Genomic DNA, 26,495 nt, shown 5'->3' with positions numbered 1-26,495 from the left:
GCGCGGTCGCGCCTCCCTAGACTTCGGGTCACCCGACGAACGACGAGGAGGGTCCGGTGCGACTGGTCTCCACGGTCCGCGACGCGGTGCGCCAGCACCTGGTCGCCCGGACGGGCGGCATCGACCTCACCCGCCTGGACAAGGTCCCCGAGTCGCTCTCCTGGCCGCTGCAGCGCGAGGGCACCGCCCCGAGCGCCCGCCTGCAGGCCACGCGCAACGCCGACCCGGTGCAGCGCCTGGTCACGGTGCTGGGCCTCGAGGTCTGGCTGGTGACCGGCGACGCCGAGTCGCGCGCCGTCCTGGGCGACGCCACGTCGTACTCCACCGACATCCGGCCCTACCTGGGCCGCAGCGGCTCGCGCACGGACGGCGACATCGGGGGACTGGGCTTCACCGACCCGCCCGACCACACCCGGTTGCGGCGGCTGCTGACCCCGGAGTTCACGCTGCGCCGCCTGCAGCGGATGCGCCCGATCATCGAGCAGGTGGTCGAGCGCCAGCTCGACGAGCTCGCGGCCGGGGTCGGGCCCGACGGCGTGGCCGACCTGGTGCCGACCTTCGCCTTCCCGGTGCCGTTCCTCGTCATCTGCGAGCTGCTCGGCCTGCCCGACGAGAAGCGCGAGACCTTCCGCAGCCTGGCCACGGCCCGCTTCGACGTCACCGGGGGAGGCCCCGGCACCTTCGGCGCGATCGGCGGGTCGCGCGAGTTCCTGCTGGCCGAGGCCGCCCGGCAGCGCCACGAGCCCGGCCCGGGCCTGATCGGCCAGCTGATCCGCGAGCACGGCGACGAGATCTCCGACTTCGAGCTCGGCGGGCTGGCCGACGGCGTCTTCACCGGCGGCCTCGAGACGAGCGCCTCGATGCTGGCCCTCGGCACCGCGCACCTGCTCGAGCGCCGCGACCTGTGGGACCGGCTGGGGGAGGACCCCGCGCTGCCGGGGCCGCTGGTCGACGAGCTGCTGCGGCTGCTCTCGGTCGTGCAGGTCGCCTTCCCGCGCTTCGTCAAGGAGCGGGTCGAGGTGGGCGGCAAGACCATCCGCCCCGGCTCGGTCGTGCTGTGCTCGCTCCCGGCGGCCAACCGCGACCCCCACGTCGGGCGGGGCGACGACCTCGACCTGGGGTCGGCCTCGACGTCACACCTGGCCTTCGGCTACGGCTTCCACCGCTGCGTGGGCGCCGAGCTGGCCCGGATGGAGCTCAACGTGGCCTTCCCCGCGCTCGCCCGGCGCTTCCCCGACCTGGCCCTCGCGGTGCCCGCGAGCGAGCTCGACTACCGCGCGCTGTCGATCGTCTACGGCGTCGACTCGGTGCCCGTCACCCTCGGCTGACCGGCGCCGGCCCTAGGGCGCCAGGTCGCGGTAGGCCTCCGCCAGCCCGTCGGTGCCGGCCTTGAGGCGGGTCGTGTAACCGACGCGGGTCCAGGTCGGCCAGGTGAAGTCCAGCTGGGCCGGGGTGCCGTCGACGTCGAGCGACAGGTCGATGCCGTCGATGGTGACCCGCTCCGCCGGGCTGCCCTCGCCGAGCGCCAGTCGCGCCGACGGGTCGGCCAGGCCCAGCATCGACCACGGCAGCCGCACCTTCACCGTGCGGTGCGCGTCGTCGACCGTCCAGGTGGCCATCGAGTCGTAGTCGGGGTCCTCGGGGTCCCAGCTGCCGCGCACCAGCCGTCCGACCTGGTCGAACTCGGCGGGCCGGCCCTGCAGCGACCGGTTGGTGATGAGGGCGTAGTCGTGCCACTCCGCGTCGGCGTCGGGGCGGTACGGCACCCCGGGGGTGTCGAGCCGGATCGGGTCCAGGGCCTTGCGGACCTGCACCTGGGCGGTGTCGGCCTCGCGGTCCAGGCGCAGCCGGTAGTCGGCCCGCTCGGGGCCGGGCACCACGTCGGCGTCGAGGGCCAGGCGGGTCGGGGTGCGCTCGCGACCGGTGACCTCGAGGTGCACGAAGGAGTGGTCGCCCCACACGTGGACGTACTCCACCTCGCCGTCGGTCGGCACCAGCTCGGCCGCGGCGTCGGGCACCTGCTCGGTGTCGGTGGCGACCACGCCGAACCACTGCTCGTTGGTGAGCGGGTCGTGCCACAGCTGCCGACGCTCGGGGTCGGTGTGCTCCATCGTGTTCCAGGTCCGCTTGAACCACTCGTCCTCCCAGGAGAAGACGAACCCGCCCGCCAGCTTCAGCGACCTCATCATCCGCAGCATCGAGGCGTCCATGGCCATCGCCTCCTGCTCGGAGTGCGACCCCTGGTCGCGGCCGCGGGTGCCGTCGTGGGCGCTGCCGATCGAGGACGGCACGCCGAACTCGCTGACGACCAGCGGCATCCGCGAGGCGAAGTGGCGCTGCAGCGAGCGCAGGTAGCCGGCGTACCGGTCGGGCTCGCCCTCCCAGCGGGTGGCGTCGAGCCCCTTCTCGGAGCGCTGGAAGTCGGGGTAGTAGGGGTAGGCGTGGAAGCTGGCGAAGGTGCCGCCGGGCCACGCCCGCGTCGGCAGCAGGTGCATGGCGTCGACCGAGACGGCGTCCTCGCTGGCCAGCGGCTCGGTCGGGTGCCGCAGCGGGTCGGCGGTCGGCCAGTTGGCGGCGGCGATCGGGACGGAGACGCCCCGCTTCGCCTCGGCGGTGGCGAGCTGGTCCATGTGGCGCGCGATCCAGCGCTCGGTGGCGGTGGCGCCGCGCGGGGCGGCGAAGTAGCGCCCCGGGCGGTACGCCGCGCGCTTCATCGCGCGGTCGGTCTGGGCCACCCCGACCGGGTCCCACTCGACGCCCACGATCCACGACGCCACCCAGGGGGAGACGTCGGTGCGGTAGGTGCCGCCGGCGGCCCCCGGGACGGCCGGTCGGACCAGGTCGCCGTGGACGGCGTCGGAGACCTGCCGCAGCTCGCGGGTGAAGGCGGTGTCGATCGCGCGGGTGTAGAGCGTGCGGCCGGGCTGGTTGTAGTCCTCGAGCGGCAGGTAGACGCCCTGCACCAGGTAGAGCGGGCTGCTGGGGTGGGCCCGGTTGAAGCGGGCCAGCTCGTCGTAGAAGGCCGGCGGGTGCAGCGTGTAGCTGCGCACCACCCGGATGTGGAGCGCGTGCATCTGGGCGAACCAGCCGCGGTAGGTCGCGGCGTCGATGTGCTGGACCTCGCCGGGCTGGTGACCGGGGGTGGAGCTGCCCAGGTTGATGCCCGGCAGGAAGGTCTTGGCGCCCGAGCGGGTGTGCAGCGCGAACCCCCGTGGACCGGACTCGGCCAGCACCCGCAGGCCCTGGGCGCGCCGCGGTGCCGGCGCCCAGCTGGTGGCCGCGGGCGCGGCCCCGACGGACCCCGCGGACGGGGCGTCGTCGCCGGGGCCGGCGGCCCCGCAGGCGGCCAGCAGGGGAGCGAGGAGCAGCCCCGCCACGCCGGCTGCACCCACGGCACCCGCGCGGGGTCGACGCCACCGGGTCCCGGGTGGGTGCCTGGGTCTCGGAAAGCGCGTCATGGCGCCAACTTTAAGTGGTTTTGTCCGGGTGTGAACGGGGTTCGGTGCAGTCCAATCGGCGACTTGTCTAGACCGCGACGACACGCCCGTCGATTTGTTGTTCGTTCCTACTAGACCGCAGATGTGACGGCGGTTACGTTGTGCCGACCAACATTTACCGGTCGGTAGCGCAACGGTCACCTCGGAGTCACCCCGCGGCGCGCACCGGTCCGGTGCCCCTCTCCCTCATCGAAGGAGGCGATCTGCGTGAAGCGGATGCCTGTAGTTCTCGCCGCCGGGTCCCTCGGGCTCGCGCTCACCCTGACCGGCTGTGGCAGCAGCAGCGACAGCGGTGACAGCGGCAGCGGCGGCAGCGGTGCCGCCGCCGACGCCAAGATCGGCGTCATCCTCCCCGACACCGAGTCCTCGGTGCGCTGGGAGACCGCGGACCGTCCCGCCCTCGAGGCGGCCTTCAAGGACGCCGGCGTGGACTACGACATCCAGAACGCGCAGGGCGACGCCACCCAGATGCAGAAGATCGCCGACTCGATGATCACCAGCGGCGTGACCGTCCTGGCGATCGTCAACCTCGACAACGCGTCCGGTGCGGCCATCGAGGAGAAGGCCAAGAACCAGGGCATCGCCACGATCGACTACGACCGCCTCACCCTCGGCGGCTCCGCGTCGTACTACGTCTCCTACGACAACGAGAAGGTCGGCGAGCTCCAGGGCGAGGGGCTGCAGAACTGCCTCGGCCAGGACACCAAGGCCAACATCGTCTACCTCAACGGCTCGCCCGACGACTCCAACGCGACGGCGTTCGCCAAGGGTGCCCACACGGTCCTCGACGCCAACAGCAACTACAAGGTCGTCGCCGAGCAGGCCGTCCCGGGCTGGGACAACACCCAGGCCACCAAGATCTTCGAGCAGATGTACACCGAGAACAACGGCAAGATCGACGGCGTCCTCGCCGCCAACGACGGTCTCGGCGGCTCGGCGATCTCGATCCTGCAGAAGAACGGTGTCGCCGGCAAGGTCCCGGTGACCGGTCAGGACGCCACCGTCCAGGGCCTGCAGGACATCCTCGCCGGCACCCAGTGCATGACGGTCTACAAGTCCGCCAAGCAGGAGGCCGGCGCGCTGGCCGACCTCGCCATCGGCCTGGCCAAGGGCGACGAGCCCAAGGCCGACGGGTCGGTCACCGACTCCGAGGGCAAGCGCGACGTCCCCGCCGTGCTGCTCGACCCGGTCGCGGTCACCAAGGACAACGTCAAGGCCGTCATCGACGACGGTGGCGCCACGGCCGCCGACGTCTGCAAGGGCTTCGAGAAGGAGTGCACGGACGCCGGGATCAAGTGATCCAGTGATCCTCACCAGCTGACGCTGGGCGGGCCCGGTCCCCACCGGGGCCGGGCCCGCCCTCTGTCCGCCGCACCACCCCGCACCACCCGCACCGCGCCCCCGGCGCCGTGAGCCACCCGTCCCGCCCGTCCGTCCCGCCCCTCCCGCGGACCGACGGTCCCACCGCCCCGGAGGCGTGATGCCAGAACCACTGCTCGAGCTGCGTGGAGTCAACAAGAGCTTCGGACCCGTCCAGGTCCTCCACGACGTCAACTTCAAGGTCTACCCCGGCCAGGTCACCGCCCTCGTGGGCGACAACGGCGCCGGCAAGTCGACGCTGGTCAAGACCATCGCCGGCATCTACCGCGCCGACTCCGGCGAGTTCCTCTTCGACGGCAAGCCCGTCAGCATCCACAGCCCCAAGGACGCCTCGGCCCTCGGCCTCGAGGTCGTCTACCAGGACCTCGCGCTGTGCGACAACCTCGACATCGTCCAGAACATGTTCCTCGGTCGCGAGGCCCGCACCGGTGGCCTCATGCTCGACGAGCTCGGCATGGAGGAGCGGGCCCGCGAGACCCTCGCGTCGCTGTCGGTGCGCACCGTCAAGTCCGTGCGCCAGAGCGTCTCCTCGCTCTCCGGCGGCCAGCGCCAGACCGTGGCCATCGCCAAGGCGGTGCTGTGGAACTCCAAGGTGGTGCTGCTCGACGAGCCCACCGCCGCCCTCGGCGTCGCCCAGACCCGCCAGGTCCTCGACCTGGTGCGCCGGCTCGCCGACGCCGGTCTCGGCGTGGTGCTGATCTCGCACAACATGGTCGACGTCCTCGAGGTCTCTGACCGCATCACCGCGCTGTTCCTGGGGCGCGTCGCGGCCGACATCCCGGCCGCCGAGACCAACCACAGCCAGATCGTCGAGCTCATCACGGCCGGCCGCTCGGGCAACGTCGGAATCCCCGCCGCCACCGCGGCCGAGTCGGCCTGAGGAGGCAGACATGACCACCCACTCGGACAAGACCGCGGACCCCGGCGCTCCCGGCGCCGCCGGCACCGCACCCTCCGCCACCGGCACCGCCCCCACCCTCGCGGCCGCCGACTTCGCCAACGACAAGGCCAGCGCGTCGCTGGGGGAGTCCTTCCGCGACTACCGCGACCGCCTCCGCGGCGGCGACATGGGCGCCCTGCCCGCCGTCCTCGGCCTCGTCGCGCTGTTCATCGTGTTCTCCGCGCTGCGCCCCGACTCCTTCACCAGCGCGCTCAACATCGCCAACCTGATGACCCAGGCCTCGGCGATCTCGGTCCTGGCCATGGGCCTGATCCCGGTGCTGCTCCTGGGCGACATCGACCTCTCGGCCGGTGTCGCGGGCGGCATGGCGGCCGGCTTCACGGCCGTGGCCATCGACCGCAACGGCATCTCCTGGCCGCTGGCCGTGCTCATCGGCATCGCCGTGGGCGCCCTGGTCGGCCTCGCGATCGGCCTGCTGGTCTCCAAGCTGGGGATCCCGTCGTTCGTCGTCACGCTGGCCTTCTTCCTCGGCCTGCAGGGCGTCATCCTCAAGCTGATCGGCCTCGGCGGCACCGTCCCGGTGCGCGACGGCGTGCTGCGCGGCATCACCATCAAGTCGATGCCCCCGGTCGCCGGCTGGATCGTCGTGGTGGCGCTGCTCGCGCTCTACGGCGGCCTGCTGTTCTGGCGCCAGCGCCGGCTCACCCAGAAGAACCTGCAGCGTCCTCCGGCCTCGCTGGTGGCGGTCAAGTTCGGCGGGCTCGCCCTGGTCGTCGTCGTGGTGACCGTGATCCTGTCGCAGAACCGCAGCCGCGTGCCCACCTTCCAGATCGCCGGCATCCCCTACGCCGTGTTCGTCGTGGGCGCCCTGCTGATCTTCTGGACCTTCGTGTTCGGGCGCACCGCCTACGGCCGCCACATGTACGCCGTCGGCGGCAACACCGAGGCCGCGCGTCGTGCCGGCATCAACGTCGACCGGCTGCGGATGTCCGCCTTCGTCATCTGCTCCTCGATGGCGGCGATCAGCGGCATCATCACCGCGTCGTACGACGGCAAGGTCTCGCCCGGCTCCGGTGGAGGCAACGTGCTGCTGTACGCCGTGGGCGCGGCGGTCATCGGTGGCACCAGCCTCTTCGGCGGCAAGGGCCTGATCCGCGACGCCGTCATCGGCGGCCTCGTGATCGCCACGATCGACAACGGGCTCGGCCTGCTCAACCAGGCGGCGTACATCAACTACATCATCACCGGCAGCGTGCTGCTGCTCGCCGCCTCCGTCGACGCGGTCTCGCGTCGTCGCCGCTCCGCCACGGGGACGTGAGCGTGGCCGCCACGAGGCGGCGCGGGACGGGCACCAACCAGGAGGCTGTGCGACGGCACAACCTGGCCACGCTCCTCGGGCACGTGCACCACTCCGGTGGTGTCTCCCGCGCCCAGCTCACCGAGCGGATGGGGCTCAACCGCTCCACCATCGGTGACCTGGTGCGCGAGCTGGACGAGCTCGCGGTCGTCAGCCAGTCGGTGCCGGAGGCGGGGCTACACCCCCGCGCCGGCGCCGGCCGCCCCTCCCTCGACGTCAACCCCGACCCGGACTCCGTCTTCGTCCTCGCCGTCCAGCTGGGCGTCGACTCGATGGACGTCGCCCGGGTCGGGCTCGGCGGCGGCGTGCTGGAGCGGATCTCGCGCCCGACCCCGTCGGACCGCGACCCGGAGGTCGTGGTCGACGTGGTCGTGGAGATGCTGCGCCAGCTGCTGCGCTCGGCCGAGCCGGGCTCGCGGCTGGTCGGCATCGCCGCGGCCGTCCCGGGCGTGGTCAACGACGCCACCGGCCTGGTCCGCTTCGCGCCCAACCTGGGCTGGAGCGACGTGTCGTTCTCGCCGCTGCTGGCCAGCCGGATCGGCCTGCGGGTCCCCGTGCGGCTGGGCAACGACGCCGAGCTCGGGGCCCTGGCCGAGCACATCCGCGGCGCCGGCCGCCACAAGTCGCACCTGATCTTCCTCTCGTGCGACGTCGGCGTCGGCGGCGGCGTCATCGTCGAGGGCCTGCCGATGCGCGGGGCGAGCGGGTACGCCGGCGAGGTCGGCCACCAGCGCTTCGACAACGGCGGCGCCCGGTGCCGCTGCGGCAACACCGGCTGCTGGGAGACCGAGATCGGCTCCCACGCCGTCGCCGCGGCGGTCGGCTGCCCCGACGACGAGATCGACCGGCTGCCGGAGTACCTCCAGCCCGGCACCCGCGTCCCCCCGGAGCTGCGCCGCCTGGGCCGCTCCCTCGGCGTCGGCCTCGGCGGCCTGGTCAACGTCTTCAACCCCGAGGTCGTCATCCTCGGCGGCGTGCTGCGCTGGGTCTTCCCGCTGGTGCGCGACGACGTCCTGGACGCCCTCGACGCCTGGGCCCTCGAGGCCCCGGCCCGGGAGGCCCAGATCGTGCTCCCGTGGCTCGGCGGCGACTCGGTCATCGTCGGCGCCGCCGAGCTGGCCTTCACCGACCTGCTCGCCGACCCCGTCGGGGTGCTGGCCCGTGCCGAGGGTGCGCTCTCGACCGTGATGGGCGCCTAGGTCGGCGGGGTCACTGGACGTCCTTTTCGGTGACTGGACGTCCGTTGCAACACCCGTCCAGTCACCGATTACCCGGACGTCCGGGTGATCAGCGCGCCGGCAGCGACCGCCGCCCGGCGTACACGTCGTCGAGCGCGTCCAGGGCGGCACCGACCGAAGCGGCGTGGAGGCCGAGGCTGCTGAGCGCCACCCGCACGCCGGGGCCGGTGAAGCCGCGGGCCAGGGAGCGCTCGAGCGCGGGGACGAGCACGTCGCCGAGCGGCACGAAGGCGCCACCGAGGACGACCACCGACGGGTCGAGCCCGAGCACCAGGGCGGCGACGCCGCGCTCCATGGCCTCGGTGACCGGCCGCAGCAGGGTCTCGGCGTCGGGGAGGCCGGCGAGGCGGCGGGCGTACCCGACGGGGTCCTCGCCCGGATCGACCTCCAGCCCGCTCGCGGCGACCAGGGCCCGCTGCCCGGCCAGGGCCTCCCAGCAGCCCTCGCGGCCGCAGGCGCACGGCTGGGTGGTGCCGACGCGCAGGTGGCCGACCTCGCCGGCCAGCCCGCGGGAGCCGCGCAGCACCCGGCCCTCGGCCAGGATGCCGGCGCCGAGGCCGACGGTGCCGGTCAGGTAGACGAGGTCGCGGGTGCCGGCGGCGACGCCGCGCAGGCTCTCGGCGCGCACGGCGCAGTTGGCGTCGTTGTCGACGCTGACCGCCACCTCGGCGGACCCCGGGTCGTCCCCGAGCGCGTCGGTGAGCAGCGCCGCCAGGGGCACGTCGTCCCAGCCCAGGTTGGGTGCCTGCACGACCCGGCCGGCGGCCCGGTCGATGAGGCCGGGCACGGCGACGGTCAGGCCCAGCGGAGCCAGCCCCTGCCCGCGCGCCCGGTCGAGCTGCTCGCGGGCGAGGGCGACGACCTGCTCGACGGGCATCGTGGCCGAGGTGCGGGGGCGCTCCTCGAACCACAGCTCGCGGCCCGCGAGGTCGAGCGCGGTGACGGCGACGTAGTCGACGTTCACCTCGATCCCGAGGCCGGCGTGCGAGCGCCCGTCGAGCTCGACCGGGGTGCTCGGTCGGCCCCGGCCGGCCGCGGGGGACGCGGTGGCCTCGGCCACCGCGCCCAGCTGCTGCAGGTGGCCGACGATGGTGCCGACCGTGGCCTTGGCCAGCCCCGAGAGCCGGGCCAGGTCGGCCCGGCTCGCGGGACCGGAGTCGCGCAGCAGCCGCAGCACCGCGGCGGTGTTGCGGCGCCGCACGTCCTCGGTGGCCGCGGGAGCCGCGTCCACCAGCCGCAGCCCGGTGCCGCTCAGGAGCGGATGCCGTACAGGTGCTCGAGCGCCAGCTGGTCGAGGCGCTCGAAGGCCATCCCGCGGGCGCCGATGGTCTCGACGTCGGGGTCGGCGGCGTCGACCAGGGTCTGCCAGGTCTCGCCCTCGGCCAGCGTCGGCACCGACAGCTCGGGCAGGTGCGAGGCCTCGAGCGCGGCCTGGACCTCCGGGTCGGCCCGGAACGCCTGGGCCTTCTCGCGCAGAATCAGGTAGTTGCGCATGCAGGCCTCGGCCGAGACCCACACGCCGTTGTCGTCCTCGGTGCGCGGGGTCTTGAAGTCGAAGTGCACCGGGCCGTCGTACCCGCCGGCGAGCAGGGTGTCGACGATCCAGAAGGCGCCACGCACGTTGCCGGCGCCGAAGCGCAGGTCCTGGTCGTACTTCGGACCGTTCTGGCCGTTGAGGTCGATGTGGTAGAGCTTGCCCTGCCACATGGCCTGGGCGTAACCGGCGGCGGCGTTCATGCCCGCCATCTCCTCGTGGCCGATCTCGGGGTTCACGCCGACCAGCTCGGGCCGCTCGAGGCGCTCGATGAAGGCCAGGGCGTGGCCAATCGTCGGCAGCAGGATGTCGCCGCGGGGCTCGTTGGGCTTGGGCTCGATGGCGAAGCGGAGGTCGTAGCCCTTCTCGGTGACGTAGTCGCCCAGGACGTCAAAGGCCTCCTTGTAGCGGTCGAGCGCGACCATCACGTCCTTGGAGGCCTGCGACTCGGCGCCCTCGCGGCCGCCCCACGCGACGTACACCTTGGCGCCGAGCTCGGCGGCGAGGTCGATGTTGCGCATGGTCTTCTTCAGCGCGAACCGGCGCACGTCGCGCAGGTTGGAGGTGAAGGCGCCGTCCTTGAAGACCGGGTGGCCGAAGAGGTTGGTGGTGGCGGTCGTGACGACCATGCCGGTGTCGGTGAGCGACTTCTTGAAGGCGTCGAGGATCTTCTCGCGCTCGGCGTCCGAGGACCCGAAGGGCACCACGTCGTCGTCGTGGAAGTTGACGCCGTACGCGCCGATCTCGGCCAGCTTCTCGACCGCGCGCACGGGGTCCATGGCGGGGCGGGTGGGCTCGCCGAACGGGTCGCGGCCGGGGTACTGCACGGTCCAGAGGCCGAAGGAGAACTTGTCCTCGGGGACGGGCGTGTAGGTCATGGGGTGCCTTTCGGTGGGTCGTGCGGGGCGGTGGGGTGAGGGACGGGTGGGGCGTGGGGTGCAGGCGGCGGGTCAGGCGTGCCAGTCGGTGGTGCGCTCGCGCAGCCGGGCGTACGCCGCGGTGAGCTCGCCGGCGTCGGGGCCGGCCGACGGGTCGGCCAGCTCGGTGGCCGGGACCGGCCACTGCGGGGGCGCCTCGGTGCCGAGCAGGGCCCAGGCGGCCTGGCGGGCGGCGCCGAGGGCGACGTACTCGCCGGGCTCGGGCAGCGCCACGGGCACGCCGAGCACGGCGGGGGCCAGCGCCCGGACCGCCGGGTTGCGGGCGGCGCCGCCGATGAGCAGTGCGCGGGCGGGGGAGGCGTCGGACATGGCGTCCATGGCGGCCAGCGCGTCGGCCAGGCTCAGCAGCAGGCCCTCGACGTGGGCCCGGGCGAGGTCCTCGCGGGTGGTGCTGCTGGTGAGGCCGTGCAGGGTGCCGGTCGCGTCGGGGCGGGCCGGGGTGCGCTCGCCGTCGAGGTAGGGCAGCAGCGTCAGGCCGTGGGCGCCGGGGACCGAGGCCAGGGCCAGCTCGGCCAGGCCGGCGTGGTCGGTGCCGAGCAGCCGGGCGGCGAGGTCGAGGATGCGCGCGGCGTTGACGGTGCAGGCGAGCGGCAGGAACCGGCCGGTCGCGTCGGCGAACCCGGCCACCATGCCGGTGCCGTCGGCCGAGGGGCCGGACGCCACCATCGAGACCACGCCGGAGGTGCCGATCGAGACCGCGGCGTCGCCGGGGCGCAGGCCCAGCCCGAGGGCGGCGGCCATGTTGTCGCCGGTGCCGGGGGCGATGGCCACCGAGCCGTGGTGGCCGACGACCTCCGCCGGCTCCGCGACCCGGGGCAGCGCGAGCGAGCGGCCGGCGGCCTGCTCGAGCAGCTCGGGCAGCCAGGCGTCCTGGGCGGGGGAGAAGTAGCCGGTGCCCGACGCGTCGCCGCGGTCCGTGGTGGCCTCGTCGGGACGGCCGGCGAGGTGCCAGGTCAGGTAGTCGTGGGGCAGCAGCACCCGGTGGGCGCGGGCCAGCGCGTCGCCCGCGTGGTCGCGCATCCAGCGGAGCTTGGCGATGGTGATCGAGGCGTTGAGGACCGTGCCGGTCAGGTCGGCGCTGGCCTGGGCCCCGCCGAGCTCCTCGACGAGGTCGGCCGCGGCCCCGGCGCTGCGCATGTCGTTCCACAGCAGCGCGTCGTGGACCGGCTCGCCCTCGGCGTCCAGCACGACCGACCCGTGCTGCTGGCCCCCGATCGCGACGGCCTCGGCGCGGTCGAGCAGCGGCCCGGCCGCCTCGTCGAACGCCGCCAGCCAGGCCCGCGGGTCGACGGCCGTCCCCTCGGGGTGGCGGGCCGTGCGCTGCTCGACGACGGTGCCGTCCTCGGCATCCACCAGCAGCGCCTTGGTCGACTGGGTCGAGGAGTCCACACCGAGCACGAGAGCCATGGTCGGTAATTTATACGAGTCTTGAACTAAGTCAAGCGTGGGTGGGGGTTGGAGGGGTAGTCCGAGACGTTCGGCAGGTGAAAGGTCCGATTCGAGATGCCGAACGTCTCGGACTACCCCGCCACGGGCAGGAGACGCCCACCCCGGCCGACCCTCAGGCGTAGGTGGTCGTGCGCCGCCGCACGGGCCGCCCGATGCCGGCGCCGATGGCCTCGAGCTCCTCGACGGTCTTGGCGGAGCCGTGCTGGGAACCGGCCATCCGGGAGATGGTCTCCTCCATCAGGGTGCCGCCGAGGTCGTTGGCGCCGGCCCGGAGCATGGCGCGGGTGCCGTCGGTGCCGAGCTTGACCCAGCTGGTCTGGATGTTGCGGATCCGGCCGTGGAGCAGGATCCGGGCCATCGCGTGGACGGCGAGGTTGTCGCGCAGCGAGGGTCCGGGGCGCGCGACGCCGGCGAGGTAGATGGGCGCGCTGGTGTGCACGAACGGCAGCGGCACGAACTCGGTGAACCCGACGTCCCCGGCGGCCAGCGACTCGTCCTGGATCCTCGAGAGCACGCGCAGGTGGTTGACCCAGTGGCGGGGGTTGTCGACGTGGCCGTACATCATCGTGCTGGTCGTCGGGATGCCGACGCGGTGCGCGGTGCTGATGACGTCGATCCAGGTGCGGGTCGGCAGCTTGCCCTTGGTCAGCACCCAGCGGACGTCGTCGTCGAGGATCTCGGCGGCGGTGCCGGGGATGGTGTCGAGGCCGGACTCGCGGGCCTTGATGAGGAAGTCCTCGAACGACAGGCCGGTGCGGCTGGAGCCGTTGACGATCTCCATGGGCGAGAAGGCGTGCACGTGCATCTGGGGGACGCGCTTCTTCACCGCCGCGGCGAGGTCGAAGTACGCCGTGCCGGGCAGCTCGGGGTCGATGCCGCCCTGCATGCAGACCTCGGTGGCGCCCAGGCCCCAGGCCTCCTCGGCCCGGTCGGCGACCTGGTCGAGCGAGAGCGAGTAGGCGTCGGCGTCGGTGCGCCGCTGGGCGAAGGCGCAGAACCGGCAGCCGACGTAGCAGACGTTGGTGAAGTTGATGTTGCGGTTCACCACGTAGGTGACGTCGTCGCCGACGGTCTCGCGGCGCAGGTCGTCGGCGAGGCGGCAGACCTGGTCGAGCAGGTCGCCCTCGGCGGTCATCAGGGTCAGCGCGTGCTCGTCGGACAGGTTGCCCGGGTCGCGCTCGGCGGCCCGGAGCGCAGCCACGCCGTCGGAGGTGGCCCCCGCCGGGGCGGCGACGGGGGAGCCGGCCTGCTCGCGCAGCGACTCCCAGTCGCCGTAGACCTCGTCGAAGTCGGAGCGGCGGTCCTCGGAGCGGCCGGTGGTGTCGACCGAGGCGTGCAGGTCGATGCGGCCGGTGCCGGCGCCGGTGTGGGCGAACCCGCCGTCCGGCTCCTGCCAGGGCAGTCCGACCGGCTGCCGACGCCGCTCGACGACGTCGTCGTGGAGCAGGCCGTCGTCGCCGGCCAGGGCCGCGACGTGGCCCGAGACCCGGGGGTCGATCCACGGCTCGCCGGTCAGGGCGTACGACGGGTGCACGGTTAGCCGGGCCCGCAGCTCGAAGCCGGAGTCGGCGGTGACCTGGCGGAGCCGGTCGAGGCTGGGCCAGGGCCGCTCGGGGTTGACGTGGTCGGGCGTGAGCGGGGAGACGCCGCCCCAGTCGTCGACGCCGGCGCCCAGCAGCGCGCGGCACTCCGCGAGGTCGACCAGGTTGGGCGGCGCCTGCAGCCGGACCTGCGGGCCGAGCACGACGCGGGCCACCGCCAGCGTGGCGAGGTAGTCGTCGAGCGGCAGGTCGTCGCGGTGGCGCATCGCGGTGTCGGGCTTGGCGCGGAAGTTCTGGACGATCACCTCCTGCACGTGGCCGAACTGCCGGGCCACGCGGCGTACGGCGAACAGCGAGTCGGCGCGCTCCTCCAGGGTCTCGCCGATGCCGACCAGCACGCCGGTCGTGAACGGCACGGACAGCCGGCCGGCGTCCTCGAGCACCCGCAGGCGCACGTCGGGGTCCTTGTCGGGCGAGCCAAAGTGGGCCAGGCCCTTGGTCTCGAAGAGCCGCCGCGAGGTGGTCTCGAGCATCATCCCCATCGAGGGGGAGACCGGCTTGAGCCGGTTGATCTCCTCCCACGACATCACCCCGGGGTTGAGGTGGGGCAGCAGCCCGGTCTCCTCCAGCACCCGCACGGCCATCGCCCGCACGTAGGCCAGCGTCGAGTCGTAGCCCTGCTCGTCGAGCCAGGTCCGGGCCTCGGGCCACCGGTCCTCGGGCCGGTCGCCGAGGGTGAACAGCGCCTCGGCGCAGCCCAGCTCGGCGCCCCGGCGGGCGATGTCGAGGATCTCGTCGGGGGAGAGGTACGGCGCCTGGCCCTCGCGCTCGAGGTGACCCGGGGTGGTGACGAAGGTGCAGTAGTGGCAGCGGTCGCGGCACAGCCGCGTGACGGGCACGAAGACCTTGGGGGAGTACGTCACCACGCCCGGCCGGCCCGCCGCGACCAGGCCGGCGTCGCGCACCCGCGCCGCGACGGCGCACAGCCGCTCGAGGTCGTCGCCCCGGGCGGAGAGCAGCACCGTGGCCTCGGCCGGGTCGAGCGCAGCCCCGCGCTCGGCGCGGGCCAGGGCCCGCCGCAGCTGCTGCGGCGTCGGTGCCGGCGAGGAGGCCGGGTCGGACTGCTGGGTTGCCATCGCCTCCCAGGCTAGTCGCGGCCACCCCCGGAGGGTCAGGCCACCCACTCCTTGAGCCGGCGCACCAGCCCCACGGGGTCCTCGTCGACGGGGAGCACCTGCAGGTCGGTCACCCCGGCCTCGCGGTAGGCCTCGATGCGCTCGCGGACGTGGCCCTCCGGGCCGACCAGGTTGGTCTGCTCGAGCAGGGCCCGCGGCACGGCTGCCTCGGCCTCGCGCTTCTTCCCGGCCAGGAACAGCTCCTGGACCTGGTCGGCCTCGGCCTCGAAGCCGTACTGGCAGGCCAGCTGGTGGTAGAAGTTCTTGCCCTTCGCGCCCATGCCGCCGATGTAGAGCGCGGCGTGCGGGCGGGCCAGGTCGAGCCGGTCCTCGACGTCGTCGCCGACCGCGACCAGGCCACCGCCGACGACCTGGAGCGGCCCGAGGTCGGCCGAGCGGCGGGCGAACCCGGCGGCCAGGGCGTCGCCCCAGACACCGGCCGCGCCCTCGGGGCTGAAGAGGAACGGCAGCCAGCCGTCGGCGATCTCGGCGGTGCTCTCGACCGACCTCGGCCCCAGCGCCGCGACGTAGACGGGCACGCTGCTGCGCTCGGGGTGGGTGAGCATCTTCAGCGGCTTGCCGAGCCCGGTGCCCTGGTCGGCCGGCAGCGGCAGCGTGAAGCTGCGGCCGTCGTGGCGCACCACCTCGCGGCGCAGGGCGGAGCGGACGATCTCGATCGCCTCGCGGGTGCGGCCCAGGGGGCGGTCGTACGGCATGCCGTGCCAGCCCTCGACGACCTGCGGCCCGGACGCACCGAGGCCGAGGACGGCGCGGCCGCCCGAGACGTTGTCGAGGCCCGCCGCGGTCTGGGCGAGCAGGGTCGGCGTGCGGGAGTAGACGTTGAGGATGGCCGAGCCGATCCGCACCCGCTCGGTGCGCGCCGCGAGGTAGCCCATCAGGGTGGGCGAGTCGAAGCCGTAGGCCTCGGCGACCCAGATGGTGTCCAGGCCCGCCGCCTCGAGCGCGGCCACCTGGTCGGCGGCGGCGCGGGGGTCGCCGGAGTAGGACAGGATCGTCGAGAGCTGCATGGGGCGTGAGGCTAGTGCCTCACCCCTCGCGGGCGAGGCCCTCCACGACCTCGGCGCCGGGCAGCTGGGCCACGACGCTGCCGGGCAGCGCCAGCTTCGAGCCGCGGATGCCGCTGCCGATGACCGCGTCGGGGATCTCGACGACGCGCGCGTCGACCAGCAGCCGCCAGCCGTCGGGCAGGCCGACGGGCGTGATGCCGCCGTGCTCCATGCCCGTCTCGGCCACCGCGCGGTCGTGGTCGAGGAAGGACGCCTTGCGGACGTCGAGCAGCCGCTTGACCACGGTGTTGACGTCGGCGCGGGTGTCGGCGCGCACCAGGCAGGCGGCGATCCGCTCCTGGCCGTCGCGGCGGCCCATCACGACCACGCAGTTGGCGCTGGCCGCGAGCGGCACGGCGTACGCCTCGGTCATGGCGGCGGTGTCGGCCAGCGCGGGGTCGATGGCGGCGACGCGGACGCGGTCGGCGTGGGCGAAGGCGGCGAGCGCCTGCGCCACGGGCGGCCCGAGCAGGTCGGGGCGGCTCAGGGCGGGGACGAGGTCCAGGGATGCGGGCACGCCCTGCACCGTAACGAGGACGTTCTCCCCGTCGTCACCGGCCGTACACCTCGCCCGCGCACGCTCGGGGGCGTGGACTCACCCCTGGTCATCGGCCACCGCGGAGCGAGCGGTCACCGCCCCGAGCACACGGCGCTGGCCTACCGCCTCGCGTGGCGCAGCGGCGCCGACTCGGTGGAGCCCGACGTGGTCGCCACCCGCGACGGCGTGCTGGTGTGCCGTCACGACCTCGACCTGGAGAAGACCACCGACGTGGCCGACCGGCCGGAGTTCGCCCACCTGCGGCGCGAGCAGGTCGTCGACGGCGCGCGGGTCACGGGCTGGTTCGTCCACGACTTCGACCTCGCCGAGCTGCGCACGCTGCGCGCCCGCGAGCGCTGGCCCCGGCGCCGCCCCACGAGCGCGCGCTACGACGACCAGGTCGGGATCCTCACCCTGGCCGAGCTGCTCGACCTGCGCGCCCAGGAGTCGGCCCGCCTCGGTCGTCGCCTCGGCCTCCACGTCGAGCTCAAGCACGGCGCCCACCAGGCGCGCCTCGGCCTCCCGGTCGACGAGCTGCTGCTCGACCTGCTGCGCGAGCGCCACCTGACCTCGGCGCTGTCGCCCGTCACGGTGATGGCCTTCGAGACCCACCTGCTCAAGCAGCTGCGTGCCCGGGCCGACCTCGACCTGGTGCAGCTCGTGGACGCCGGCGTCAAGCTGCGCCGGCGCGGGCTGCACAAGCTCGCCGGCACCGTCACCGGCGTGGGCCTGCACAAGGACCACGTGCTGCGGCGCGACGAGCAGGGTCGCTACGACGGCCCCGGCGCCGCCCTCGACAAGGCGGTCGCCGCCGGCCTCGACGTCCTGGTCTGGACCCTGCGCAGCGAGAACCGCCACCTCTCCACCGACCTCCAGGTCCCCGGTCGGGGCCGCACCCACGGCCGCGCCGACGTGGAGGTCGAGCGCCTCCTCGGCCTCGGCGTCGACGGCCTGCTGACGGACTTCCCCGAGCTCGCCCACGGCGTACGCCGCGCCCGCGGCCTGGGCGTCGCCCGTCCCGCCCAGCTGGCCTGACCCCCCGCCGCAGCAGCCACTGGACGTCGTTTTCGGTGACTGGACGTCTGTTGCAACAGACGTCCAGTCACTGATCACCCGGACGTCCGGGTGATCAGCGCCGCTCCCGGCCCCGGCGTACGCCGCGCCCGCGCCCGCGGGCACCAACCGCCCGGCTGGCCTGACCCCCAGCCGCAGCGGCCACTGGACGGCCTTTTCGGCTACTGGACGTCTGTTGCAACAGACGTCCAGTAGCTGATTACCCGGACGTCCGGGTAATCAGCACCCTCCCCGCCCCCGAACACACGTCGGCCCCGCCCGGCAGGTGCCGGCGCGGGGCCAGGGGAGGCAAGGGGTCGGGCTACTCGTCCCGGAGCTCGCCGACGTCGTTGCGCAGCTGGCCGAGGATCCGGGTCAGCAGTCGTGACACCTGCATCTGGGTGACGCCGATGCGGCCGGCGATCTCGCGCTGGGTGAGGCCGTCGTAGAACCGCAGCGCGAGGATCTGGCGGTCGCGCTCGGAGAGGTGCTGGAGCACGGGCTGGAGCACCATGCGGGCCTCGGAGGCCTGGTGGTCCAGGTCGTCGAGGGGGAGCAGGTCACCCAGGCTGGTGAGGCCGTCGCCGCCGGCGGGGTGGTCGAGGGAGGCCGGCACGAAGCACCCGTCGCTGGAGAGCGCCTCGATGACCTGCTCGACGTCGTCGCCGAGCCGGTCGGCGATCTCCTGGGGCTGCGGCGAGCGGCCGAGCTCGTTGGCCAGCTCGGCGTCGGCGACGTTGATCCGGGCCTGCAGCTCCTGGATGCGGCGCGGCGGCCGGATCATCCAGCCGTGGTCGCGGAAGTGCTTGCGCAGCTCGCCGCGGATGGTGGGCACGGCGTACGACAGGAAGTTGTGGCCGGTCGTGACGTCGTAGCCGTTGGTGGCCTTCGTCAGCGCGAGCGCCGCCACCTGCTGCAGGTCGTCGAGGGGCACGCCGCGCGAGCGGTAGCGCTTGGCCTCGGAGTGGGCCAGGTCGAGGTGCAGCACGATCACCTCGTCGAGCAGCACCTGCCGCTCGGCCTCGGACATCGGCTCCAGCGCCCGGGTGAACAGCTCGCGGGTGCGCTCGGTGCGGGCGGCGCTGGCCGAGCTGCGCGCGGCCGAGATGCGGCTGCTGCGGCCGGACGTCGCAGGTGTGGGCCCGGCGCCGTCACCGGGGGTGGCGTCGACGTCGTCGGCCGCGGTGGCCGTCGGCTCCGAGCCGGGGGTGTCCAGCTGCTGCTCGGACGCCGCCCGGGACTGGAGGTCCTGGGCGTCGGCGTCCTGGGCGTCGACGAGGTCGACCACGTCGGAGGCGTCGAAGCTGTGCGCCTCGTGGGAGGGGGATCGAGGAGGAGACGTCGTGAGCGGGGGGCCCGACGACGAGGGAACTGTGGCGGTCATCCGCCCACCGACCTAGCTCTCCCGAACGGGAGACAGGGTCCGCGGGTGCGAGCACCCAGGTGTCAGGTCGTTGGTTTCAACCCCACGCCCTTTGTCGATACGACAACGCGTCATAGCAGCGTAACCCACCAGCCCGTCAAGACAACCCGCATCGCGCGACTTTCCCGGTCTGGACCGGTGCGGCCGTGTCGAGGCGTGGACTCACAGGCCCAGCGAGCGCCCGATGATCTCCTTCTGGATCTCGGTCGTGCCGCCGTAGATCGTCGAGATCCGGCTGTCGAGGTAGGCCTTGGCGATCGGGAACTCCATCATGTAGCCGTAGCCGCCGTGGAGCTGGACGCCCTGGTTGACCAGCTTGTTCTGCAGCTCGGTGGTCCAGTACTTCGCCATCGCGGCGTCGACCGCGGTCAGCTCGCCGGTGATGTGGCGGCGCAGGCAGTCCTCGAGGAAGGCCCGCGCGACCCTGGTCTCGGTGGCCATCTCGGCGACCAGGAAGCGGTTGTGCTGGAACTTGCCGATGGGCTTGCCGAACGCCTCGCGGGTGCGGGCGTAGGACAGGCACATCTCGACGATCGCCTCGCACGCCGCCACCGCCTGCGCCGCGATGATGAGGCGCTCCTGGGGCAGGTTCATCATCAGGTAGATGAAGCCCTGGCCCTCCTCGCCGAGGAGGTTCTCCTTGGGCACGCGCACGTCGGTGAACGACAGCTCGGCGGTGTCCTGCGCGTGGAGTCCGATCTTGTCGAGGTTGCGGCCGCGCTCGAAGCCCTCCATGCCGCGCTCGAGCACCAGCAGGCTGATGCCCTTGTGGCCGGCGTCGGGGTCGGTGCGCGCCACCACGATCACCAGGTCGGAGTTGATGCCGTTGCTGATGAAGGTCTTCGAGCCGTTGACCAGGTAGTGGTCGCCCTGGTCGACCGCGGTGGTGCGCACGCCCTGCAGGTCGCTGCCGGCCACGGGCTCGGTCATCGCGATCGAGGTGATGATCTCGCCCGACACGCACCCGGGCAGCCAGCGCCGCTTCTGCTCGTCGGTGCCCAGGCTGGTCAGGTAGGGGACGATGATGTCGGTGTGCACCGAGAACCCCGGGCCGCTCACGTTGGCCCGGGCCTGCTCCTCGGAGAGGATCACGTTGTAGCGGAAGTCGGCCACGCCCGGCCCGTCGTACTCCTCCGGGACGTCGAAGCACAGCAGGCCGGCCTCGCCGGCCTTGGTCCACAGCTCGCGCGGCACGATGCCGTCGCGCTCCCACTGGTCGTGGTGGGGGACGACCTCGCGCTCGTAGAAGGTGCGCGCCGTCTTGCGGAAGTCCTCGTGCTCGGCGGTGTAGAGGCGGGGGAAGGTCTCGGCCATGGGGTCCTCGCAGGTGGGACGGGGGAGCTCGATCACTGACAGCCCTACTGTTACAGCAGATGTGGCATCGAACAAGCCTCAGCGAGCCGGGTCGCGATGCTGCCAGTGCCACTGGCACAGTGGTGCGGTGAGCGCAGCAGCCCCCGATCCCGCCGGTCCGGCCGAGCAGGGCGGTCCCACCGCGACGGCCGACGCCGTCTACACGGTGGACGAGCTGGCGGCCGCGACCGGGCTGACCGTGCGGACCACGCGCTACTACGCCGGCCTCGGGCTGCTCCCGGCCCCGACGCGTCGCGGCCGGATGGCTTACTACACCCAGGAGCACCGCGCCCGGCTCGAGCTGATCCGTGCCCTCCAGGACCACGGGTTCACGCTGTCGGCGATCGAGAAGTACCTCGGCGGGCTGCCGGCCGACGCCGGCGTCGAGGACCTCGCGCTGCAGCGGGCGATGCTCACCTCGTGGGGCGGTGGCGCCCACGAGGTGCTGACCCGGCGCCAGCTCGAGGCGCGTGCGGGGCGGTCGCTCAGCGACGAGGACCTGACCCGGCTCCAGAAGATCTACGCCGTCCGGGCCTCGGGAGACCACTTCGAGCTGCTCCCGGCCTTCGACGTGGTGCTGCAGATGGCCGACCTCGACCTGCCCACCGACTCGATGGAGGAGGCCTCCGAGGCCATCAACCGCCACATGGAGTCGCTGGCCGACGAGCTCACCCTGATCCTGCGCCAGCGGGTGCTCAAGCCGTTCCGCGGCCGCGAGCACACCGGGGCCGACACCGCCGCCTTCGAGCAGACCATGGCGCGGCTGCGCCAGCTGACCCTCGAGGCGGTGGTGGCGGGCTTCCAGCGGGCGGCCAACGACGTCATCACCCGGTCGCTGTCCCGCACGTCGGGCGCACCCGACGGCCGCGACTGACTCAGGAGCGGGGCAGCACCGCCCAGAGCACGACGTAGACGATCGCGCCCACCGGGAAGGTGACCAGGACGGCGATCGCCGTCAGCACGCGGACCACCAGCGGGTCGATGCCGGCGTACGCCGCGACGCCGCCGCACACCCCGGAGACGGGGCCGCCCGGGGCGCGGGTGAGGCGGCGGTAGGAGGGCTGCTGGGGCTGGGTCTGGAACGGCTCGGTCATCGGTGCTCCTCGGGCTGCTGGGTGGGGAGGGTGCGCGTGGGGGTCAGGGGAGCGGTGTGCTCCAGGTCGTCGTGCAGGTCGTCGTGCAGGTCGTCGTGCCGGTCGGGCTCGTCCCACGGGTCGTCGTCGCGCCGGTCCTCGGTGGCCGGGGCGGCGGGGGTGGGGGGCAGCGCCTGGCGGCGGCGCCGGTTGCGGCCGCTGGCGAGGCTGGCCAGCAGGCCCAGGACGCCGGCGGCGACCAGGACGCCGGGCACCAGGAAGGCGACCTCGTCGGCGCCGATGGCGTCGCCGGCGACCAGGGCCCACACGGCGACGGTGCCGAGGAAGAGCAGCGCCATCACCAGGTGGGGGACCTTGACCGTGCGGTCCTGCGGGGGCCGGTCCGTGCGCTCGTCCATGGGGGTGCTCCTCGGGGTGGTGGGGTGGGTCGGGCTCGTGGGGCTCGTCGAGGTCACGGTGCTCAGCCGTTCTCGACCGTGATCTGGCCGGCGCGCGCGTCGACCTCGAGGTCCATCACCGGGGCGCCGTCACCGGTCGCGCCGCTCCCGCCCAGGGTGCGCCGCAGGGTGGGGTTGACGCCCTCGGCGAGCTGGCCGTCGACCGAGATGCTGCCGGCGTACGCCACCTCGGCGTCGACGCGGGCGACCACGCCCTCGGGGAGCAGCACCCGGGCCTCGCCGACGCCGACGTCGACGCGGACGGTGCGGCCGTCGAGGGCGGCGGGGTCGGGCAGGTCACGCAGGTCGAGGGTGAAGCGGCCGTTGCCGTCGGTGTACGCCGATCGCACGGCGCCCCCGTCGGTCGGCGCCACGTAGGTCTCGTCCGAGCGGACCGTCGAGCCGCCGGCGGCGTCGACGATGCTGGTGACCCCGAGCGCCAGGGTCGCCGCCAGGCCGAGGGCGACGAGGCCGCCGGGCCGGCCGACGAAGGCGCCGACCAGCAGCATCACGGCAACGACGCCGAGCGCCAGGGCGGCGTACGCCGAGACCAGGACCGACCCGTCGACGTCGACGATGCCGAGGACGCCGAGCGCGATCGCCACCAGCGCCACGGTGGGCCAGAACAGCAGCGGGCCGGTGCGGCGGGCGCGCGGCGGCGGGGGTGCGACGAAGGGCTGGGGCGGGGTGGGCCGTGCGGGCGGCGGGGTCCACGAGGCGCCCGACGCCCGGGCGGAGGCCTGGGTGGAGGCCTGGGTGGACGACTGGGTGGGGCCGGGCTGCCCGGCGACCGGGGCGGCCGGCCACGGCGCGGGCGGCACCGGGGCGCCGCGGTCGCTGCGCTGCCGGTAGGCGCTCACCAGGGCCACCACGACCAGCCCGACCACGATGAGGGGCAGCGGGAAGGTCAGGCCCCAGCCGTTGTCGGCGAAGGGCGTGCCCAGCACGATCAGCACGGCCAGCAGGCCGGCCGCGAGCAGCATCGCCCGGCGGCCGTCGGGGCCGATCTCGAGCGCCGCTCGGTCGCGGCCGTCCTCGGGGACGAAGATCCACGCCGCGACGTAGACGATCAGCCCGGCGCCGCCGAACAGGGCGGCGACGGCGAGCACCACGCGGACCACGGTGGGGTCGACGTCGAAGTGGCGGCCGATGCCGCCGGCGACGCCGCCGAGGTAGCGGTCGCCGGTCGTGCGGCGCAGCTGCCCGAGGTCGCGGACCCGGTCGCTGCCGACGTGGCGGTGCTCGCCGGTGGCCGGGGGCTGGTCCGGGGGGGTCGTGGTGGTGCTCGTCTGCTCGTCCATGTCCACCATCGTGGTCGCGCGGGGCCCGTCGCGGTATCGGGGACGACCCTGGTCCTGCCGGGGTCGGGGTCGGGGTCCCGCCTGAGGCGCCTCGGGGTCGTGGGGTGCCACGATGGGGGTGCCATGACGAGTCCTCCACCCCCCGTCGCCGCGCCCGGCCCGGCGGCGTACGTCCCGCGGCGGGCGCACCGCGCCACCGAGGACGCCGTCCTGGGCGGTGTCGCCTCCGGCCTGGCCCGCCACCTGGGCCTGCCGACCGTGGGGGTGCGGGCGGCGCTGCTCGTGCTCGTCGCGTGCGGCGGCTTCGGCGCGGTGCTGTACGCCGGCCTGTGGCTGGTGCTGCCGGCCCAGCGGTTCGCCGCCCCCGGCACCCCCGGGGGCGACGCGGCCACCCGCCAGGGACGTCGTACGACGAGCCGGGCCCGCCGCCTGGTCGACCACGGCCCGCTCGTGGCGGTGGGCGCGATCGCCCTGGGCGTGCTGCTGGCGATCACGCTGCTGACGGGGCGCACGCTGGCCGTCGCGCCGCTGGTGATCGGCGCCGGCGGCATCGCCGTGCTGTGGGTGCAGGCCGACCGGGCGCAGCGCGACCGGTGGCGCCACGAGGGCGCGCGGATCAACCCGGTGCGGGCCCTGGTCGGCGACGGCGGCTGGACGGCCTGGCTGCGGATCGCGGTCGGGGTGCTGCTGCTGATCTCGGCCGTCGTCGTGTTCGGGCTCCGCTCGGGCAGCCTCTCGGTCGCGCTCGACGTCGGGGTGGCCGCCGCGGTCGCCATCGTCGGCATCGGGCTGATGCTCGGGCCGTGGCTGCTGCGGCTGTCCTCCGACCTCAGCGAGGAGCGCGAGGCCCGGGTGCGCTCGGAGGAGCGCTCCGACGTGGCCGCCCACCTGCACGACTCGGTGCTGCAGACGCTCGCCCTGATCCAGCGCTCGGCGTCGGACCCCGCCACTGTCGCCCGGCTCGCCCGCGCCCAGGAGCGGGACCTGCGGTCGTGGCTGTTCTCCAGCGACGAGGTCGGCCCCACCACCCTGACCAGCGCCGTGCGCGAGGTCGCTGCCGAGGTCGAGGACGCCCACGGCGTGCCCGTCGACGTGGTCTGCGTCGGTGACGTCGAGCTGACCGAGCGCGACCGGCCGCTGGTGCTGGCCGCCCGCGAGGCGATGGTCAACGCGGCCCGGCACTCGGGCGCCGGTGCCGTCGACGTCTACGCCGAGGCCACGCCCGCCGCCCTCGAGGTGTTCGTGCGCGACCGCGGCCAGGGGTTCGACCCCGACCGCGTCCCCGAGGACCGGCAGGGCCTGCGCAGCAGCATCGTGGGCCGGATGACCCGCCACGGCGGCGACGCCGAGGTCCGCAGCACCCCCGGCCGCGGCACCGAGGTCCGGCTGTCCATGCCCCGGTCGTCCCCGACCGGTCCCACCGGCCCCGAGGCCCGTCGTACGCCCCAGGAGGGCTCGTGAGCACCCGCACCGTCGTGATCGTCGACGACCACGCCATGTTCCGCTCGGGCGTGCGCGCCGAGCTGGGCGCCAGCGTCACCGTGGTGGCCGAGGCGGCCGACGTCGACGAGGCGGTCGCCGCCGTGCTCGCCCACCGCCCCGACGTGGTGCTGCTCGACGTGCACCTGCCGGGCGGCGGCGGGGCCGAGGTGATGCGGCGCGCGGCCCTGGCGCCGCACCCCGACGGGGAGACCACCACCCGCTTCCTGGCGCTGTCGGTCTCCGACGCGGCCGAGGACGTGATCGGCACCATCCGCGCCGGCGCGCGCGGCTACGTCACCAAGACGATCACCGGGCCCGAGCTGGTGGCGGCCATCGACCGGGTGGCCTCGGGGGACGCGGTGTTCTCGCCCCGCCTGGCCGGGTTCGTCCTCGACGCCTTCGCCGGCACCATCGAGGTCGCCGCGGTCGACACCGACCTCGACCGGCTCACCGAGCGCGAGCGCGAGGTGATGCGCCTGATCGCCCGGGGCTACTCCTACAAGGAGGTCGGCGCCGAGCTGTTCATCTCCACCAAGACCGTCGAGACCCACATGTCGTCGGTGCTGCGCAAGCTCCAGCTCTCCTCGCGCCACGAGCTCACCCGCTGGGCCTCCGACCGCCGCCTGCTCTAGCGGGCCTCAGGAGTCGTGGCCGCGGCCCGACGCCGAGGTGGCGTCGGCGGAGGCCGCCGGGTCGGCGGTCTCGCCGGCGGGCAGCAGCGAGGCCCAGGTCGGGCGCCAGGCGGGGGTGCGCTGCTGCATCTCCCAGGTGAGGTCGCCGAGGGCCGGGCCCTGCGAGGGGTGGGTCGCGCGCCACCACGACGGCCAGCCGTCGAAGCACCGGTCGAAGTCGACCACGACGCCGTCGGAGACGACCCGGGCGAACAGCCAGGCGCCGTGGTCGGCGGCCGACTCCTCGCCGCGCAGCAGCTGCAGCACGGTCATCAGCGAGCGCCGGGCGGTGGCGGGCAGGCGGGTGCTGTCGACGGCCGGGACCAGCTGCTCCCGGCGCACCATCACGGCGTACTCGTAGGGGGTGGCGGGGCCGTGGACGGCGGCCCAACGGACCACCGACGGCGGCCGCTGCATCAGCATCCGGTCGGCCTCGGGGGCCTCTCGCATCTGGCGGTGGACCTGGTCGCGCAGCCGCACCGCGACGGCGCCCGGCGCCAGCAGCGGGGCCGGCGAGGCGGCAGCGCGGGCCAGGTCGAGCGCCGCGCGCACGTCGCGGGGCCGGGCCGGGCGCGACAGGTGCGCCTCGAGGCCGTCGGCCGACAGCGTGCCGGCGGCCACCCGGGAGGCCAGCCGGGGGTCGACGCTGAGCAGCGGCCGCAGCAGCTGCTCGACGCCCGGGTCGGCCACGGTCACCGCGGAGTCCCACTCGCCGTGGGCGTGCCAGGCCAGGAAGGTCGGGCGGCCCTCCTCGGTCGCGCCGCTCAGCGCCCAGGCGGGGGCGTCGCGGCGGGCGTCGGGCGGGGCCGGGGGAGCGTCGGCCGACCGGCCCCACAGCACGTGCCGCCGCAGCGAGCGCTGCAGCCGGAGCCAGGAGCCGTCGGCCAGGTCGAGGCGCACGACGCGGTGCTCGGGGTCGAACCCGCAGCGTGACCCGTCGGGAGGGGTCGGGCCGAGGGCGCGCTGGAGGACGGCGAGCGCGACCCACGACCACCACAGGTCGTCGGGCTCGGGGAGGCGCTCGGGATCCACGGGGACATTGTGCGCACCCCGGGGCCCCGCGTCA

General features: G+C 74.1%; 22 protein-coding genes. 9 read left to right on the top strand and 13 right to left on the bottom strand.

The annotated features are described in order from the left end of the window. Positions 1-56: 56 nt before the first annotated feature. A complete protein-coding gene (locus BLU55_RS08855) occupies positions 57-1,328 on the top strand; it encodes a cytochrome P450 (protein WP_197681137.1) in 1,272 nt (423 codons plus the stop codon). 12 nt (positions 1,329-1,340) lie between these two features. Here BLU55_RS08855 and BLU55_RS08850 read toward each other — a convergent pair whose 3' ends face one another. After that, positions 1,341-3,377 (bottom strand): hypothetical protein, encoded by a 2,037-nt coding sequence (locus tag BLU55_RS08850; protein ID WP_091728584.1) that lies wholly within the window; start codon positions 3,375-3,377, stop codon positions 1,341-1,343. Between the two features lie 336 nt (positions 3,378-3,713). Here BLU55_RS08850 and BLU55_RS08845 point away from each other — a divergent pair, with 336 nt between their 5' ends. The 4 genes from BLU55_RS08845 (at position 3,714) to BLU55_RS08830 (ending at position 8,334) form a co-directional block, all read left to right on the top strand. Then, positions 3,714-4,796, top strand: a complete 1,083-nt coding sequence (locus BLU55_RS08845) for a sugar ABC transporter substrate-binding protein (RefSeq protein WP_091733653.1) — start codon at positions 3,714-3,716, stop codon at positions 4,794-4,796. Positions 4,797-4,977: 181 nt separating this feature from the next. Next, positions 4,978-5,757, top strand: a complete 780-nt coding sequence (locus BLU55_RS08840) for an ATP-binding cassette domain-containing protein (protein ID WP_172833890.1) — start codon at positions 4,978-4,980, stop codon at positions 5,755-5,757. A gap of 10 nt (positions 5,758-5,767) precedes the next feature. Further along, a complete protein-coding gene (locus tag BLU55_RS08835; RefSeq protein WP_091728579.1) occupies positions 5,768-7,096 on the top strand; it encodes a sugar ABC transporter permease in 1,329 nt (442 codons plus the stop codon). Between the two features lie 2 nt (positions 7,097-7,098). Continuing rightward, positions 7,099-8,334 carry an ROK family protein gene (locus BLU55_RS08830; protein WP_157682808.1) on the top strand — a complete coding sequence of 412 codons (1,236 nt, stop codon included), beginning with the start codon at positions 7,099-7,101 and terminating at the stop codon, positions 8,332-8,334. 88 nt (positions 8,335-8,422) lie between these two features. On the opposite strand, the gene BLU55_RS08825 is transcribed toward BLU55_RS08830, so the two are convergent. The 6 genes from BLU55_RS08825 to BLU55_RS08800 form a co-directional block, all read right to left on the bottom strand. Beyond that, on the bottom strand, positions 8,423-9,604 hold the full coding sequence (locus tag BLU55_RS08825; RefSeq protein WP_157682807.1) for an ROK family protein: 1,182 nt from the start codon (positions 9,602-9,604) through the stop codon (positions 8,423-8,425). A 20-nt stretch (positions 9,605-9,624) separates the two neighbouring features. Continuing rightward, complete coding sequence (xylA, locus tag BLU55_RS08820; protein WP_091728573.1) at positions 9,625-10,785, bottom strand: xylose isomerase; 1,161 nt, start codon at positions 10,783-10,785, stop codon at positions 9,625-9,627. Positions 10,786-10,857: 72 nt separating this feature from the next. Continuing rightward, the gene (gene xylB, locus BLU55_RS08815) at positions 10,858-12,252 is read right to left on the bottom strand and encodes a xylulokinase (RefSeq protein WP_091728570.1); all 1,395 of its coding nucleotides are present in this window, start codon (positions 12,250-12,252) and stop codon (positions 10,858-10,860) included. 154 nt (positions 12,253-12,406) lie between these two features. Continuing rightward, the gene (locus BLU55_RS08810) at positions 12,407-14,971 is read right to left on the bottom strand and encodes a bifunctional FO biosynthesis protein CofGH (RefSeq protein WP_091728568.1); all 2,565 of its coding nucleotides are present in this window, start codon (positions 14,969-14,971) and stop codon (positions 12,407-12,409) included. A 35-nt stretch (positions 14,972-15,006) separates the two neighbouring features. Beyond that, entirely contained in the window at positions 15,007-16,038 is a 1,032-nt protein-coding gene (locus BLU55_RS08805; RefSeq protein ID WP_091728565.1) for an LLM class F420-dependent oxidoreductase, read from the bottom strand. 19 nt (positions 16,039-16,057) lie between these two features. Then, a complete protein-coding gene (locus BLU55_RS08800; protein WP_197681136.1) occupies positions 16,058-16,594 on the bottom strand; it encodes a YbaK/EbsC family protein in 537 nt (178 codons plus the stop codon). Between the two features lie 72 nt (positions 16,595-16,666). On the opposite strand from BLU55_RS08800, the gene BLU55_RS08795 reads away from it, so the two are divergent. Further along, complete coding sequence (locus tag BLU55_RS08795; protein WP_157682806.1) at positions 16,667-17,650, top strand: glycerophosphodiester phosphodiesterase family protein; 984 nt, start codon at positions 16,667-16,669, stop codon at positions 17,648-17,650. Positions 17,651-17,990: 340 nt separating this feature from the next. On the opposite strand, the gene BLU55_RS08790 is transcribed toward BLU55_RS08795, so the two are convergent. After that, entirely contained in the window at positions 17,991-19,052 is a 1,062-nt protein-coding gene (locus tag BLU55_RS08790; protein WP_231917119.1) for a sigma-70 family RNA polymerase sigma factor, read from the bottom strand. A 201-nt stretch (positions 19,053-19,253) separates the two neighbouring features. Continuing rightward, positions 19,254-20,405: an acyl-CoA dehydrogenase family protein gene (locus BLU55_RS08785; protein ID WP_091733646.1), complete on the bottom strand. Its 1,152-nt coding sequence runs from the start codon at positions 20,403-20,405 to the stop codon at positions 19,254-19,256. Between the two features lie 127 nt (positions 20,406-20,532). Between BLU55_RS08785 and BLU55_RS08780 the strand changes: the two genes are divergently transcribed. Next, positions 20,533-21,318, top strand: a complete 786-nt coding sequence (locus BLU55_RS08780) for a MerR family transcriptional regulator (protein ID WP_231917118.1) — start codon at positions 20,533-20,535, stop codon at positions 21,316-21,318. 1 nt (position 21,319) lies between these two features. Here the strand turns inward: BLU55_RS08780 and BLU55_RS08775 are convergent, their stop codons facing one another. From BLU55_RS08775 to BLU55_RS08765, 3 genes are all read right to left on the bottom strand, one after another. Beyond that, the gene (locus BLU55_RS08775; protein WP_091728558.1) at positions 21,320-21,538 is read right to left on the bottom strand and encodes a PspC domain-containing protein; all 219 of its coding nucleotides are present in this window, start codon (positions 21,536-21,538) and stop codon (positions 21,320-21,322) included. Then, positions 21,535-21,936 (bottom strand): hypothetical protein, encoded by a 402-nt coding sequence (locus BLU55_RS08770; RefSeq protein WP_091728556.1) that lies wholly within the window; start codon positions 21,934-21,936, stop codon positions 21,535-21,537. The genes BLU55_RS08775 and BLU55_RS08770 overlap by 4 nt, the downstream gene beginning before the upstream one ends. Before the next feature lie 62 nt (positions 21,937-21,998). After that, positions 21,999-23,276, bottom strand: a complete 1,278-nt coding sequence (locus BLU55_RS08765) for a PspC domain-containing protein (protein WP_172833889.1) — start codon at positions 23,274-23,276, stop codon at positions 21,999-22,001. Between the two features lie 123 nt (positions 23,277-23,399). Here BLU55_RS08765 and BLU55_RS08760 point away from each other — a divergent pair, with 123 nt between their 5' ends. Beyond that, positions 23,400-24,737 carry an ATP-binding protein gene (locus tag BLU55_RS08760; RefSeq protein WP_091728550.1) on the top strand — a complete coding sequence of 446 codons (1,338 nt, stop codon included), beginning with the start codon at positions 23,400-23,402 and terminating at the stop codon, positions 24,735-24,737. Next, a complete protein-coding gene (locus tag BLU55_RS08755) occupies positions 24,734-25,390 on the top strand; it encodes a LuxR C-terminal-related transcriptional regulator (RefSeq protein WP_091728548.1) in 657 nt (218 codons plus the stop codon). The genes BLU55_RS08760 and BLU55_RS08755 overlap by 4 nt, the downstream gene beginning before the upstream one ends. A gap of 6 nt (positions 25,391-25,396) precedes the next feature. Here BLU55_RS08755 and BLU55_RS08750 read toward each other — a convergent pair whose 3' ends face one another. After that, complete coding sequence (locus BLU55_RS08750) at positions 25,397-26,461, bottom strand: hypothetical protein (RefSeq protein ID WP_091728545.1); 1,065 nt, start codon at positions 26,459-26,461, stop codon at positions 25,397-25,399. Positions 26,462-26,495 lie beyond the last annotated feature (34 nt).

Origin of the sequence: Nocardioides scoriae, from assembly GCF_900104965.1 — a bacterium.
Taxonomy (GTDB): domain Bacteria; phylum Actinomycetota; class Actinomycetes; order Propionibacteriales; family Nocardioidaceae; genus Marmoricola; species Marmoricola scoriae.
This window is presented reverse-complemented; position numbering and strand designations above follow the sequence as displayed.

Excerpts from the sequence above, each read along its gene's own strand:
- BLU55_RS08845 (WP_091733653.1), top strand. The coding sequence starts at position 3,714 with ATGCCTGTAGTTCTCGCCGCCGGGTCCCTCGGGCTCGCGCTCACCCTG.
- BLU55_RS08840 (WP_172833890.1), top strand. The coding sequence starts at position 4,978 with ATGCCAGAACCACTGCTCGAGCTGCGTGGAGTCAACAAGAGCTTCGGA.
- BLU55_RS08835 (WP_091728579.1), top strand. The coding sequence starts at position 5,768 with ATGACCACCCACTCGGACAAGACCGCGGACCCCGGCGCTCCCGGCGCC.
- xylA (WP_091728573.1), bottom strand. The coding sequence starts at position 10,785 with ATGACCTACACGCCCGTCCCCGAGGACAAGTTCTCCTTCGGCCTCTGG.
- xylB (WP_091728570.1), bottom strand. The coding sequence starts at position 12,252 with ATGGCTCTCGTGCTCGGTGTGGACTCCTCGACCCAGTCGACCAAGGCG.
- BLU55_RS08810 (WP_091728568.1), bottom strand. The coding sequence starts at position 14,971 with ATGGCAACCCAGCAGTCCGACCCGGCCTCCTCGCCGGCACCGACGCCG.
- BLU55_RS08805 (WP_091728565.1), bottom strand. The coding sequence starts at position 16,038 with ATGCAGCTCTCGACGATCCTGTCCTACTCCGGCGACCCCCGCGCCGCC.
- BLU55_RS08790 (WP_231917119.1), bottom strand. The coding sequence starts at position 19,052 with ATGACCGCCACAGTTCCCTCGTCGTCGGGCCCCCCGCTCACGACGTCT.
- BLU55_RS08785 (WP_091733646.1), bottom strand. The coding sequence starts at position 20,405 with ATGGCCGAGACCTTCCCCCGCCTCTACACCGCCGAGCACGAGGACTTC.
- BLU55_RS08775 (WP_091728558.1), bottom strand. The coding sequence starts at position 21,538 with ATGACCGAGCCGTTCCAGACCCAGCCCCAGCAGCCCTCCTACCGCCGC.
- BLU55_RS08770 (WP_091728556.1), bottom strand. The coding sequence starts at position 21,936 with ATGGACGAGCGCACGGACCGGCCCCCGCAGGACCGCACGGTCAAGGTC.
- BLU55_RS08765 (WP_172833889.1), bottom strand. The coding sequence starts at position 23,276 with ATGGACGAGCAGACGAGCACCACCACGACCCCCCCGGACCAGCCCCCG.
- BLU55_RS08760 (WP_091728550.1), top strand. The coding sequence starts at position 23,400 with ATGACGAGTCCTCCACCCCCCGTCGCCGCGCCCGGCCCGGCGGCGTAC.